This is a genomic window from Brevundimonas sp. LPMIX5 (assembly GCF_003576505.1).
Classification (GTDB): domain Bacteria; phylum Pseudomonadota; class Alphaproteobacteria; order Caulobacterales; family Caulobacteraceae; genus Brevundimonas; species Brevundimonas naejangsanensis.
In genome coordinates, this window is the sequence record NZ_QWTZ01000013.1 from 1 (window position 1) to 12,914 (window position 12,914).

Genomic DNA, 12,914 nt, shown 5'->3' on the forward strand with positions numbered 1-12,914 from the left:
ACGGCCACGACTGTCCGCGCGGCGCCCGCCAGCCCAAGGGCAACGCCGATTACTGGATCGCGAAGATCGACCGCAACCGCACCCGGGACGCTCGCGTGGCCGACGAACTGACGGCGGCGGGCTGGCGCGTCCTGACCCTGTGGGAATGCGACCTCAAACAGCCGGGTTGGGAAGAGCGCCTGATCACGGCGCTGCGCCGGGAAACAGCCTAGGCTGCGGCTTCAGCGTCCGCTTCGGCTTGGGCGGCGTCCAGAGTGCGGGATAGGGCGTCCAGCAGGGCGGCCGGGGTCAGGGGCTTGGATACGAAGGCGTTCATGCCCGAGGCCAGGCACGCGCTCATGTCTTCCGGCTCGGTGTCGGCGGTTACGGCGATGACGGGAACGCCAGCGTTCGGGCCGCCGCCCTTGCGCAGACGTCGCGTGGTTTCGCGACCGTCCAGTTCCGGCATCCGCACATCCATGAAAACGACGTCGAAGACCTGGCCCTCGCATGCCTGAAGCGCGGCCAGACCATTTTCGGCCATGACGATCTCGCAGTCGAAGGCCTGCAGGATCAGCTGGATGGCGCGCCGGTTGATGGCGTGATCGTCGACGACCAGAACGCGCAGAGGCCTGGCGTCCGCCGCATCGTCATCGAACGCGGCGGCCTCGAATGCAGGCGGCGAAGGCAGGGGCTGCGAAGGCGGGGCCGCAGGAGCGATGCCCGGCGGGGGAGCGAGCGGGTCAAGGCGGGCGGACGCGGCCAGCGGGGTGATCGGCTCGTCGCGAATGTCGTCTGCGGCTGCATCGCGCCGTCCCTGAGGCAGGCTCAGGGCCACGGTGAACTGGGAGCCGCAGCCGGGTTCGCTGCGCACCGTCAGGCGCCCGCCCATCAGTTCGATCAGGTCACGGCTGATCGCCAGTCCGAGGCCGGAACCGCCGAAGCGGGCGGCGACGCCGTCCCTGGTCTGGTCGAAAGGCGTGAAAAGACGTTGGAGTTGGCCGGGGCTCATGCCGCGCCCCGTATCGGCGACGTCGATCAGCAGGGCGTAGGCGCCCTCGTCGTCCATCCAACTGCGGACCTTCAGCGTAACCGTGCCGACCTCGGTGAACTTCATGGCGTTGGAGATCAGATTGTTCAGCACCTGACGCAGGCGCATGGCGTCGCCGCGCACCCAGCGGGGCGTCTGGCGCGCGCCCTCCAGCCGCAGTTGAAGACCCTGGGCGCGGGCCTGGCCCTGCCACAGCCTTGCGGTCTGGGCCAGCATCAGGCGCAGGTCGAACTCGTTGCTCTCGACGTGCATACGGCCTGCGTTCAGCCGTGCGTGATCGAGCAGGTCGTCCAGCAGGGCCTTCATCATCAGCCCGGCGTCCTCGATCAGGGCGATGTGCTGTCGTGCGGCGGTCGAAGGCGCGGCGGCGCGCAGATAGTCGGCGCCGGTCAGGATGGCGCTGATGGGCGTGCGCAGGTCATGGCCGACGGCGGCCATGAAGGCGCTGCGCTCGGTCATGGCGGTCTCGACCTGGCGACGTTCCCGTTCGGCTTCGGCCAGGGCGTGGCGTTCGGCCAGCATGGCGTTGCGCAGGCGCGCGCGCGTGTTGAAGCAGAACAGGGCGTAGCAGAAGACGCCGATCGCCACGGCGATGATCAGGGACCGCTCGGCCGCCCACAAGGCCATGAACATGGGCGTCAGGGCCATGAAGACGAGCTGGGGCAGCACGGTGAAGCTGAACACACGCATGTTGCCGGCCGACATGATCACGGAGTTGATCGAGCCTGCTGAAAGAAGGACGGAGGCGGCGAAACCGCCCATCGGACCGCCGATCAGCCATAGGGGCACGGATAGGAAACCCAGCCAGCCGGCGTTGAGCGCCAGAACGGCGTCCATCGCCAGCCCGCGCCAGCCCTTTGGCGTCTCCTGACGGCCCTGGAGCACGGGCTCGGCCAGCCAGGCCTCAACACCCTGGATCAGGACATAGACGGCCAGCCATCCCATGGCGGGCGCCAGTCCCAGAATGGGGCTAAAGACAAGCGCCGTCGCGCCGCCCGTGACAAGGCGCTGCATCGTCGCCTTGCGACGTTGGCGAATGGCGGGCGCCCACCCGATGTGGGCGTCGGCGATAGTGTCGGACATACGACGTTCCAAACGGGCGCTGGGCCCATTGGTTCATCATCGACCGAGGGTTGCTAATGCTCCGTCAACGGCGGGCGGCGGTCGCCTCGGCCATGCTGGCGAAGCCTTCGGCGCGCAGGCGGGCGGCCAGGTCGCGCTTGATGCGGCCGATCAGGCCCGGACCTTCGTAGATCAGAGCCGAATAGACCTGGACCGCCGAGGCGCCGGCGCGGATGCGGGCGAAGGCGTCCTCACCGCTGGAGATGCCGCCGACCGCGATCAGGGGCAGGCGTCCGTCTGCGGCTTCGGCCGCCGCCTCCAGGGCCTTCAGTGCGAAGGGTTTCAGCGGGGCGCCGGACAGGCCGCCGCTCTCGCCTGCGAAGTTCGAGCGCAGGGAGGCGGGCCGCTCCAGCGTGGTGTTGGACACGATCAGGGCGTCGATGCGGTGGGCGATGGAGGCCTCGACGATCATGCCGATCTCTTCGCCGATCAGGTCGGGCGCGATCTTCAGGAAGACCGGGGCGCCGTCGCCGGGGCGGGCCTCATGGATGCGGCCCAGCAGGTCGTCCAGCGCCTCGCGGCCCTGTAGGGCGCGCAGGCCCGGCGTGTTGGGCGATGAGATATTGATCGTGAAATAGTCGGCCAGTCCCGCCAGCCGCTTCAGCCCCGCGACATAGTCGGCGGCCTTATCCTCAGTGTCCTTGTTGGCGCCCAGGTTGGCGCCGATGGCGGTGAGGGTTGGGCGCCGGGCCAGACGGGCGGCGAAGAGCTCCAGCCCCTCGTTGTTGAAGCCCATGCGGTTGATGATCGCCCGGTCTTCCGACAGACGGAACAGGCGCGGTTTCGGATTGCCCGCTTGCGCGCGTGGGGTGACCGAGCCGCACTCCACCGCGCCGAATCCCAGCCGCGACAGGCCTTCCAGCGCCTCGCCGTTCTTGTCCAGACCGGCGGCCAGACCGACGGGGTTGGACATCTCCAGCCCCGCGATGACGGTCTTCAGGATCGGGTCGTCGGCGCCGGGGGCGGGCAGGGGCGTCAGCTGCAGGGCGCGGATGGCCAGGCGGTGGGCCGTTTCGGGGTCCATCTGGCGCAGCAGGACAGCGCCCAGGTCGGTGAGGCTCATGCTCATGTTCTGGCTCAGGCGGTCTCTTCGATGATCATGCGGCCGTCGGCGCTGACCGACAGGGCGCGCGCGCCGCGCGTCGCGGCGACGGGCAGGGGGGCGTAGATGTGGGGGAACAGGGCGCCGCCGCGCGACGGCTCCCAGATCAGGGCGTCGCCCAGGGCCGTCAGATCGACCTCAACCAGCATCAGGTCGGTCTGACCGGCGTAATGCTTGGTCGCCGTGGCCTCCAGCTGATCGGCGGCCGACAGGTGGATGTAGCCGTCGGCGAGATCCACGGCCGAACCGTCATAGCGGCCCTCGGCCAGGGTCGCGCGCCAGTCGGCGCGGCTCAGGATCTTGAAGGCGACGTGGGGCAGGTCGGTCATGGCCTAGAGGGCCTCCGGGGTCAGCCAGCCCTCATAGGAGGGGCGCCCGGCGACATCGACGGTGAAGACAGCCGCCGCCCCGGTGGGGAAGCCGCCGCTCATCTTGTCGAGCACCGACGGGGAGGCGGCGCTCTCGATCAGATACTCGACCGCCAACTGGTGAATGCCGGGGTTATGGGCGATCAGAAGCAGGCAGCCCGCCTCTTCCTCGGACGCCTCGACGGCGCGGCGCAGCACGTCGGCCGAGGCGTTGTAGAGGTTGTCGGACACGCGCAGTTCGACGTCGCCGAAATGCTCGCTGGCCTGATCCCAGGTCTGGCGCGTTCGCCGGGCGCCGGACACCAGGGCCATGTCCGGCTTCAGTCCCCGCTCGGCCAGGGCGCGGCCGACGGCGTCGGCGTCCCGCAGGCCGCGCGGGCTCAGGGCGCGGTCCACGTCGCCGCCGGGCGCCGAGGCTTCGGCCTTGGCGTGACGCATCAGGATCAATCTTTGCATGAGGCTGGCTTTAAGGCTGTTTGCGCGCGGCGCCCATAGGGTGCGAGGCGGGCGCGTGGTCGCGGGCGGCGGGCGAGGGGGTCAGGGCGGGCCGTCCGGCCAGCACCGTCTGGGCCAGGCCGCGCGGGCGGACGCGGGCGTAGGCCTGGCGCGTGGCCTCCAGCATGATCAGGCCCGCTGCGCCGGGAAACAGTTTCGGCCCCACCTGCTCCAGCCCGTCGGCCAGACCCAGCAGCGGGCGCCACGGCGGGACGTACAGGGCCTGGGACCAGGCGACCGGCTCCAGGCCGACCTCGCGCACCAGCCGCTCCAACTGACTGCGGGTGAAGGGGCGGCCGTGGCCGAAGGGGGTGGCCTCGGCGCGGGCCCACAGGCCGCCGCGCGCCGCCGCCGCCAGGATGACGCGGCCCGACGGCGCCAGGGCGCGCACCGCCTCGGTCAGCAGGGCTTTGGGATCGTCCGCCTCTTCCAGGGCGTGGACCAGCAGGATGCGGTCAAAGGTCCCGGCGGCGAAGGGCAGGCGGCGCTCGTCGATCAGGGTGGTGCGGTTGCGCCCGGCCGCCGTCCATTGCTCGGCGCCCTGACCGCCCGGCATGGCGGCGATGACGCGTCGGGCGCCGATGAAGGCGTCCAGCCAGGGGGTGGCATAGCCAAGTCCCAGCACGTCGCAGCCGTTCGCCTCGCCCCAGGCGTCGTCCAGCCGCCGCGCCAGCATGCGCCGCGCCAGCGCCCCGGTCGGTTCGCCGTAGAAGGTGCGGAGCTCGTCGATGCTGCGGCGCATGGGGGGCAGTATGGCGGATTTCGCGGCGGATGTCGGCTTTCCTGCTTAAAACCGCTCATCCCGGCGGAAGCCGGGATCCAGTGAGAGCCGCCATATCTACACTTGAAGGGCGCCCTTCATTCACATGCTGCGTCTTTGGCCAAAGGACTGGGTCCCGGCGTCCGCCGGGATGAGCGGAAAATTGTATGTAGGCCTGCTAGGATGCCGCCTGATCGGAGACCTCCCCATGACCCTGACCGTCCGCCAGTTCCCCTGCCTGTCCGACAACTACGGCTTTCTGATCCGCGATGAGGCGACCGGGCTGGTCGCGGCCATCGACACGCCGGACGCCGAGGCGGTCCTGAACGATCTGGAGGCGTCGGGCTGGGGGCGGCTGGACCTGATCCTGAACACCCACTGGCACCTCGACCACACCGGCGGCAACGAACGGCTGAAGGCCGAGACGGGCTGCGAGATCGCCGGGCCGGAGGAGGTGCGCCGCGCGGCGCCGCTGGACCATGTGCTGGTCGATGGCGAGGCGGTGCGGCTGGGCGAGACGGCCTTCGACGTTGTGCTGTCGCCCGGCCATACGCTGGGCCATGTGGTCTATCATGCGGCGGACGACGGTCTGGCCTTCGTCGGCGACGTCATCTTCGCCCTGGGCTGCGGGCGGCTGTTCGAGGGGACGCCGCAGCAGATGTGGGAGAGCCTGAACCGCATCGCCGCCTGGCCCGAGCTGACCACGCTGTACTGCGCCCATGAATATACGGCGTCGAACGCCCGCTTCGCCCTGTCGTTGCCGGACGCCGACGCGGCCTTGCAGGTCCATGCGGAGGCCATCTTCGCCGCACGAGAGCGGGGCGAGGCGACGGTGCCGACGACGGTCGGGGTCGAGCGCCGCTTCAACCCTTTCCTGCGCGCCCGCGACGCCGAAGACTTCGCCCAGCGCCGTGCGGCCAAGGACGGGTTCAAAGGCTAGTCGCCGGCGAACCCTCCCCCGCAAAGGGGGGCTTTACTCTTAAGAAGCCGAGTAGCTGGTCTTGATCTGGGTGTAGAAGTCGGCGGCGGCGAAGCCTTGTTCGCGGGGGCCGTAGCTGGACTTCTTCGTGCCGCCGAACGGGACGTGATAGTCGACCCCGGCAGTGGCCAGGTTGACCATGGTCATGCCCGCCCGCGCCCGGCGCTGGAACTCACGCGCATGTTTCAGCGACTGGGTGACGATGCCCGCGGACAGGCCGAACTCGACGCCGTTGGCGATGGTCATGGCCTCTTCGAAATCGGCCACGCGGATGGTCGAGGCGACGGGGCCGAACACTTCTTCGTTGTTGATGCGCGCGTCGGCCAGGGTGTCGACGATCAGGGTCGGCTGAACGTACCAGCCCGGCTTGTCGAGGTTGAGGCGCTGGCCGCCGGCCAGGACGCGGCCGCCGCCGGACGCGGCGATGTCGATGTATTCGTAGGAGACGTCGCGCTGGGCCTCGGTCACGGCCGGGCCCATCTGGGTGGACGGGTCCAGGGCGTCGCCGACGCGTAAGGCCGCGACCTTCTCGGCCAGCGCCGCGACAAAGCGGTCGTGGATGCCGTCCTGAACGATCAGGCGGCTTGAGGCGGTGCAGCGCTGGCCCGTGGCGAAGAAGCTGCCGTCCAGGGCAATGTTGACGGCGCGGTCCAGATCGGCGTCGTCCATCACGATCAGCGGGTTCTTGCCGCCCATTTCCAACTGGACGCGGGCCTGACGTTTCATCGCTCCTTCGGCTACGCCTGCGCCGACCTTCTGCGAGCCAGTGAAGCTGATGCCGTCCACGTCCGGGTGGGCGACGATGGCGCGGCCGACGTCGCCGTCGCCGATGACCATGTTGACCACGCCCTTGGGCAGGCCCGCCTCATGCAGGATGGCGATCAGGGCCTCGGCCGTGGCCGGGGTCGGGCCGGCGGGCTTGATGACCACGGTGTTGCCGAAGGCGATGGCGGGGGCGATCTTCCAGGCCGGGATGGCGATGGGGAAGTTCCACGGGGTGATCAGGCCGAACACGCCGACCGGCTGACGATAGGTCTGGATTTCCACGCCGGGCCGGGTCGAGGCCAGGTTCTGGCCGTGCAGGCGCAGGGCCTCGCCCGCGAAGAATTTCAGGATGCGGGCGGCGCGGGCCGTCTCGCCGATGCCCTCGGCCAGGGTCTTGCCCTCTTCGCGCGACAGCAGGCGGCCGATGACCTCGCGCCGCTCCATCAGCAGGGTCCCGGCGCGGTCCAGCACGTCCGAACGGACTTCGGGCGAGGCGTCGGCCCAGGGGCCGAAGGCGGCGCGGGCGGCGGCGACCGCCTGATCGACCTCGGCGGCCCCGCCCTTGGGGGTACGGGCCACGACGTCGCGCGTGTCGGACGGGTTCAGGCTCTCGCCCGTGCGCGTTCCGGCGACCTTCTCGCCGCCGATCCAGTGCGAAAGCTCAAGCGTGTCGGTCATCTGGTCATCCCCTTGGTTCAGCATCTGGATTGCCTGACGCAGCGACCGGCGACAAGGCGTCGGCGCCGGATGTTTCTGTTGAATTGGCGCGGGTTTGGCGAAGGGATTGCGCTGAGCGCACCAGACATGTCATGAGTAACGCTGATTGGCCGGGGGCGGTTTCAGATGATTTTCCAGCGTGCTTTCGCAGTTTTTGCGGCTCTGGCCGTCTGTGCGCCCGCCTGGCCGGCCACAGCGTTCGCCGCGTCCGGCGCGGTACAGGCCGAGGCGGCGCAACTGGGATCAGCACGGGTGGGGCTGAAGCGTCGGGTGGCGGTCGGGCGCTTCACCAACAGCACGCCCTATGGCCGCCTGCTGCTGTCGCCGGGGCAGGCTGATCCGGTGGCGAGCCAGGCAGGCGACATGCTGGTCAACGCCCTTGTCACGTCCGACCACTTCTTTGTCTTCGAGCGGTCCGATCTGACGGCGCTGAACGCCGAGCGGGTGCTGTCCGAGGCGGACGGTCAGGCGCTAAGCGGGGTCGACGCCTTGCTGCTGGGCTCGATCACCCAGCTGGGCCGCCGCAATGAGGGCAAGCAGGGCTTCCTCAACTCCCAGCGGCGTCAGGCGGTCAACGCCACGGTCGAGATCCGTCTGGTCGACGTGCGCACCGGCCGCGTCTTCTTCACCGCCTCGGGCGCCGGGGAGGCGACGACGGAGACCGGCGAGGTGGCGGGTTTCGGCAGCCGCGCGGGCTATGACTCGACCCTGAACGATCGGGCCATATCGGCGGCCATCGCCGACGCCATGACCAATATCGTCAACCAGTTGCAGCAGCGGGCCTGGTTCACCGACATCCTGCGGGTGTCCGGCCCGACCGTCTATGTCAGCGGCGGTCCCAGCCAGGGTCTGCGCGCCGGCGACCGCTTCCACGTCGAGACGCCGGGCGAGATGGTGGTCAGCGGCCAGTCGGGCCTGCCGATCACCCTGCCCGGAAGCCGGGTGGCGCAGATCGAGATCACCGGCTTCTTCGGCGACAGCCCTGAGACCGAGGGCGCGACCGCCCGCGTGATCGAGGGCGAACTGCCTGCCGATCCAACCGGCCTGCGGGTCACGGAGATCAGACCATGAAGACGAGCGCGGTCGTGCTGACCGTCCTGTGCGCCGCGCTGACGGCCGGAGGGTGCGTCAAGAACTATCCCACGCGCGAGGCGGTGCAGGGCGCATCCGCAGGCACGCTGAAGCTGAGCAATGCTCCGGCCGACGCCCGCCTGATCGTGGACGGGCGCGATCTGGGATCGGTCGGCGCCCTGAGCGGGGGCGCGGCCCTGACGCTGGGCCGTCATGAGGTCGTCGTCAGTCAGGGCGGTCGGATCCTTCACGCCCAGACGGTGATCGTCGCCGCCGGGACGCAGGCTGTGGTGGTGGTGCCGTGAAACGCCTGATCACGATCGTTGCGATGACGGCCCTGAGCGGCGTCGCCGCCTGCGCGCCCGCCACGCGGTTCGAGTGGGGCGCCTATGAGCCCGCGCTCTACGCCTATGCCCAGAACCCCGAGAACCGCGAGGCCTATCGCACCGCGCTGGAGCGCGCCATCGAGGCGGGGCGCAAGCGCGACGCCGTTGCTCCGGGGCTGCTGGCCGAGCTGGGCTATCTGCATCTGCAGGCGGGCGAGACGACGCAGGCCCTGACGCTGTTTCAGGAAGAGCGTGCGCGCTTCCCCGAATCCGCCGTTTTCATGGATCGGGTGATCGTCGGCCTCGGTGGTCAGGCCGCCGTCGCCGGGGGAGAGGCGCAATGATTATCCGCAGACCGCTCGCCGTCGCCGCCCTGGCCTGCGCCGCCCTGCTGACGGCCTGCGCCACGGCGCCTGCGCCCAAGAGCTACGCCGCCCTGCGCGCCGAGAATCCGCGCAGCGTCATGGTGGTTCCGGCGCTGAACTCGACCGTCAACGTGGATGCGGCGGACTATTTCGTCTCGACCATTTCCCGGCCGGTCGCCGAGCGCGGCTATTACGTATTCCCCGCCCATATGGTGAAGGGGGTGCTGGAGGACGAAGGCCTGTCGGACGCAGGTCTGGTGCATCAGGCCGACGCCGCGCGCTTCGGTCCCCTGTTCGGCTGCGACGCGGTGCTGTTCGTCGAAATCCAGAAGTGGGAGTCGCAATACATCCTGATCTCGACCTCGACCAATGTGGCGTTTGAATACACGTTGAAGAGCTGTCGCAGCGGTCAGGTCCTGTGGTCGGATCATCAGTCCATGACCTACAGTCCGCAGGCGTCGAACTCTGGCAATCCGCTGGCCGATCTGTTGGCCCAGGCCATCGTTTCGGCGCTGGAGAAGGCCAAGCCCAACTATATGCCGCTGACCCAGCAGGCCAATCTGACGGCGACCCATACCTTGGGTCAGGGGCTGCCCGCCGGTCCCTATCTGCCGGCCCAGCACCGGCAGGATCACAAGAGCTTTCCGGACGAATAGGTCCGTCGCGTCAGGGAGCGGCCAGCGCGGCTAAACACCGCGACAGAAAAGCTGCGGAGCGGGGCCTTGCTTCGCGCGTATAAGCCTTATCTGTTACGTCGCCCCCGAACGCACGGAGACCTCGCCATGTCCGACACTGCTCAAACCAAGGCCTATGACGCCAGCCGCCACAGGAAGGCGGGGCGCGGCCGGGTCTATGACAGCATCGTCGACACCATCGGCGATACGCCTCTGGTGCGGCTGCCGAACCTGACGGCGGCGCTGAAGCCCAAGGCCACAGTGCTGGCCAAGCTGGAGTTCTTCAACCCGATCGCCTCGGTCAAGGACCGCATCGGCGTGGCGATGGTCGAGGCGCTGGAGCAACTGGGCAGGATCAAGCCCGGCGCCACCCTGATCGAGCCGACCAGCGGCAACACCGGCATCGCCCTGGCCTTCGTGGCGGCGTCCAAGGGCTACAGGCTGATCCTGGTCATGCCCGAGAGCATGTCGATCGAACGGCGCAAGATGCTGGCCCTGCTGGGCGCCAAGCTGGAATTGACGCCCGCCGAAAAGGGCATGAAGGGCGCCATCGCCCGCGCTGAGGAGCTGCTGAGCGAAATCCCCGGCTCGGTCAGCCCGGCCCAGTTCGAGAACCTGGCCAACCCCGCCATCCATGAGGCCACGACGGCCGAGGAAATCTGGAACGACACGGCGGGCGCCGTGGACGTAGTGGTGGCGGGCGTCGGCACCGGCGGCACCATCACCGGCGTCGGCCATGCGCTGAAGGCGAAGAAGCCCTCCGTGAAGATGATCGCGGTGGAGCCGACCGACTCTCCGGTCCTGTCCGGCGGCGCGCCGGGGCCGCACAAGATCCAAGGCATCGGCGCGGGCTTCATCCCCGCCGTGATCGACCGTGATGTCATCGACGGGGTGGAGCAGGTCGCCAACGAAGACGCCTTCGACATGGCCCGCCGCGTCGCGCGCGAGGACGGCATCCCGGTCGGCATCAGCTCGGGCGCGGCCCTGGCGGCGGCCTTCAGGCTGGCGGCTCAGGACGCTTATGCCGGTCAGACGATCGTGACCATCATCCCCAGCTTCGCCGAACGCTATCTGTCGACCGCCCTGTTCGAAGGGTTGTGACGGCCGGTTAACGCGTCGGCGCTAAGATCACCCTCATGAGTGATGCCGGAGCCAAGGCGCAAGAGACCGGGACGCGACCGATGCGGGCGCGTCGCGCCCTGCTGCGTCGTCTGGCCGATGTGGTCAGCCTGCCCGCCAGCCGGATCAACGTCTTCGAGCGTTCGGTGGTCGGCGACCTGCTGGTCGACGTGTTGCGAACAGCCTCGACGGAAGAGCGCCGCCGGGTGGCCGAGCGGCTGGCGCCGCTGGGCGAACTGCCCGATGCGCTGAAGCGGCTGCTGCTGCGCGACGAGCCCGAGGTGGCGCGCCCGCTGCTGGAGGAGTGCGCCGCCTTGTCGGACGCGGACCTGATCGGCTGCGCGCGCGACGCCGGGCTGGAGCATCGCCTGCTGATGGCGGCGCGGCGCGGCCTGTCCGAGGTCGTGACCGAGGCCCTGTTCAACTGGGCCGAGGAGGCGGTGATCGCCGACGTCCTGCGCAATGACACGGCGCGCCTGCCGCAATCCGCCGTCGAGAGCGTAATCGCCCTGAGCCGCAACGCGCCGGTTCTGTGCGCCCTGATCCTGCGGCGCCCGGAACTGCGGCCCTCGGGCGCCTATGTCATGTTCTGGTGGTGCGGGGCCGAGGAACGGCGGATCATCCTGCAACGCTTCGCCGTGTCGCGCGAGGTGATGCAGAGCAGCGTCGAGGACGTCTTCGCCCTGGCGGCGGAGGAGGGGTGGAGCGACCCCGTCGCGCGCAAGGCGCTGCAGTTCATCGAGCGGCGCCAGCGCAATCGTGCAGCCGTGGCCAGGAGTCCTTATGCCGATCTGGAAGCGGCCGTGGCGGCGGCGGGCGCCGGGGGACTGACGCGCGAGCTGGTCGCTGAGATCGGCTATCTGTCGGGGATCAAGCCTTTGACTTCGGCCAAGATCATGGGCGATGCGGGGGGCGAGCCCCTGGCCATACTGTGCAAGGCGACAGGGTTGGCGCGGCGCGACCTGGCGGCCCTGTGGCGGGCTATGCGCCGTCCGGAAACCACCGCTGACGGCGCCCAGCACCCCGATTGGCGCCGGGTGCAGACCATCTATGAAATGCTGGCGGTGGACCGAGCCCAGACGGTGCTGCGTTACTGGAACTGGTCTCTGTCCTCGGCGCTGACGCCAACGCTTCTACGGGCGATCCGTGAGGGAGAGGAGGCGCTGATCGACGAATACTCGGCGCCCGAACGTGCAGCCCTGCTGGCCCTTGCGGAGAACTTCGGTCGATAAAAAATCGGCGTTGTCGTAATTACTGATCAGGGTAGTTGAACTCGCTTATCAAGCGATAAAAGACGGCTGCATTGCTTTCGAACTCGAACATCCGTATGAAACCGACGAGCGGCGGATCCTTTCAGATCAGTCGATTGAATTTGGGACGACAGAAGGCTGATCCGAATGGAAGAAAAACCCGAACTGCTAGAGATGACGGCGGACATCGTGTCGGCCTATGTCAGCAACAACACCGTATCGGCCGACACCGTGCCGGTCCTGATCGCGCAGATCCACGCCGCTCTGTCGGGCGTTTCGGAAGCCCCGGCTGAAGCTGAGCCCGAGCCGCAAGAACCGGCCGTCCCGGTCCGCAAGTCGATCACGCCGGACTTCCTGATCTGCCTGGAAGACGGTCGCAAGTTCAAGTCGCTGAAGCGTCACCTGCGCACCAAATACAATCTGAGCCCGGAGGAATACCGCGCCAAATGGGGTCTGCCGAAAGACTATCCCATGGTCGCCCCGAACTACGCCAAGGCGCGTTCGGAACTGGCCAAGCAGATGGGCCTGGGCCAGGGCGGCCGCAAACCCGCCCGCGCGACCCGCAAGTAAAAGCGGCGCCACGCTAGACTATTTTCGGTCCAGTCGGATTCGACTGAACCCAGAACAATGGTCCAGAATTATGCTGGAGCGAATATCTGAGCTGAGTTGGACATGCGTCCAACTCAGCCGATTTCGCTCTAAAGACAGACGCCCGCCTTTCCAGCGAAAGGCGGGCGTTTTGCTGTTCAGGGGCCGGATCGAAAGCCGGAT

Annotated in this window: 14 protein-coding genes and 1 pseudogene; 9 read left to right on the top strand and 6 right to left on the bottom strand. The window is 68.5% G+C overall.

Annotation, left to right across the window (positions count from 1 at the left end; all coding sequences use genetic code 11):
- A pseudogene (locus D1604_RS11625) lies at positions 1–212 on the top strand (very short patch repair endonuclease); the annotation flags it as partial.
- Here the strand turns inward: D1604_RS11625 and D1604_RS11630 are convergent.
- From D1604_RS11630 to D1604_RS11650, 5 genes are all read right to left on the bottom strand, one after another.
- Complete coding sequence (locus D1604_RS11630) at positions 209–2,113, bottom strand: ATP-binding protein (RefSeq protein WP_119413410.1); 1,905 nt, start codon at positions 2,111–2,113, stop codon at positions 209–211. The pseudogene D1604_RS11625 and the gene D1604_RS11630 overlap by 4 nt on opposite strands.
- 64 nt (positions 2,114–2,177) lie before the next feature.
- Positions 2,178–3,215 carry a quinone-dependent dihydroorotate dehydrogenase gene (locus D1604_RS11635; protein ID WP_119413411.1) on the bottom strand — a complete coding sequence of 346 codons (1,038 nt, stop codon included), beginning with the start codon at positions 3,213–3,215 and terminating at the stop codon, positions 2,178–2,180.
- A gap of 14 nt (positions 3,216–3,229) precedes the next feature.
- Positions 3,230–3,583, bottom strand: coding sequence for a DUF952 domain-containing protein (locus D1604_RS11640; protein ID WP_119413412.1), 354 nt, complete (start codon positions 3,581–3,583; stop codon positions 3,230–3,232).
- A gap of 3 nt (positions 3,584–3,586) precedes the next feature.
- Positions 3,587–4,078, bottom strand: a complete 492-nt coding sequence (locus D1604_RS11645; protein ID WP_119413413.1) for a SixA phosphatase family protein — start codon at positions 4,076–4,078, stop codon at positions 3,587–3,589.
- A 10-nt stretch (positions 4,079–4,088) separates the two neighbouring features.
- Positions 4,089–4,859 carry a methyltransferase domain-containing protein gene (locus tag D1604_RS11650; RefSeq protein WP_119413414.1) on the bottom strand — a complete coding sequence of 257 codons (771 nt, stop codon included), beginning with the start codon at positions 4,857–4,859 and terminating at the stop codon, positions 4,089–4,091.
- A 226-nt stretch (positions 4,860–5,085) separates the two neighbouring features.
- Between D1604_RS11650 and gloB the strand changes: the two genes are divergently transcribed.
- Positions 5,086–5,817 (top strand): hydroxyacylglutathione hydrolase, encoded by a 732-nt coding sequence (gloB, locus tag D1604_RS11655; protein ID WP_119413415.1) that lies wholly within the window; start codon positions 5,086–5,088, stop codon positions 5,815–5,817.
- A gap of 39 nt (positions 5,818–5,856) precedes the next feature.
- On the opposite strand, the gene D1604_RS11660 is transcribed toward gloB, so the two are convergent.
- Positions 5,857–7,299 carry an aldehyde dehydrogenase family protein gene (locus D1604_RS11660; protein WP_119413491.1) on the bottom strand — a complete coding sequence of 481 codons (1,443 nt, stop codon included), beginning with the start codon at positions 7,297–7,299 and terminating at the stop codon, positions 5,857–5,859.
- 165 nt (positions 7,300–7,464) lie between these two features.
- Between D1604_RS11660 and D1604_RS11665 the strand changes: the two genes are divergently transcribed.
- From D1604_RS11665 to D1604_RS11695, 7 genes are all read left to right on the top strand, one after another.
- Positions 7,465–8,409 carry a CsgG/HfaB family protein gene (locus D1604_RS11665; RefSeq protein WP_119413416.1) on the top strand — a complete coding sequence of 315 codons (945 nt, stop codon included), beginning with the start codon at positions 7,465–7,467 and terminating at the stop codon, positions 8,407–8,409.
- Complete coding sequence (locus D1604_RS11670; protein WP_119413417.1) at positions 8,406–8,714, top strand: hypothetical protein; 309 nt, start codon at positions 8,406–8,408, stop codon at positions 8,712–8,714. The genes D1604_RS11665 and D1604_RS11670 overlap by 4 nt, the downstream gene beginning before the upstream one ends.
- Positions 8,711–9,079, top strand: coding sequence for a DUF4810 domain-containing protein (locus D1604_RS11675; RefSeq protein WP_024354629.1), 369 nt, complete (start codon positions 8,711–8,713; stop codon positions 9,077–9,079). Before D1604_RS11670 ends, D1604_RS11675 begins: the two co-directional genes overlap by 4 nt.
- Entirely contained in the window at positions 9,076–9,756 is a 681-nt protein-coding gene (locus D1604_RS11680; RefSeq protein WP_119413418.1) for a GNA1162 family protein, read from the top strand. Before D1604_RS11675 ends, D1604_RS11680 begins: the two co-directional genes overlap by 4 nt.
- Before the next feature lie 126 nt (positions 9,757–9,882).
- Positions 9,883–10,875, top strand: a complete 993-nt coding sequence (gene cysK, locus D1604_RS11685) for a cysteine synthase A (protein ID WP_119413419.1) — start codon at positions 9,883–9,885, stop codon at positions 10,873–10,875.
- 35 nt (positions 10,876–10,910) lie between these two features.
- Positions 10,911–12,125, top strand: a complete 1,215-nt coding sequence (locus D1604_RS11690) for a DUF2336 domain-containing protein (protein WP_119413420.1) — start codon at positions 10,911–10,913, stop codon at positions 12,123–12,125.
- Positions 12,126–12,290: 165 nt separating this feature from the next.
- A complete protein-coding gene (locus tag D1604_RS11695) occupies positions 12,291–12,713 on the top strand; it encodes a MucR family transcriptional regulator (protein ID WP_024354633.1) in 423 nt (140 codons plus the stop codon).
- The last annotated feature ends 201 nt before the right edge of the window (positions 12,714–12,914 follow it).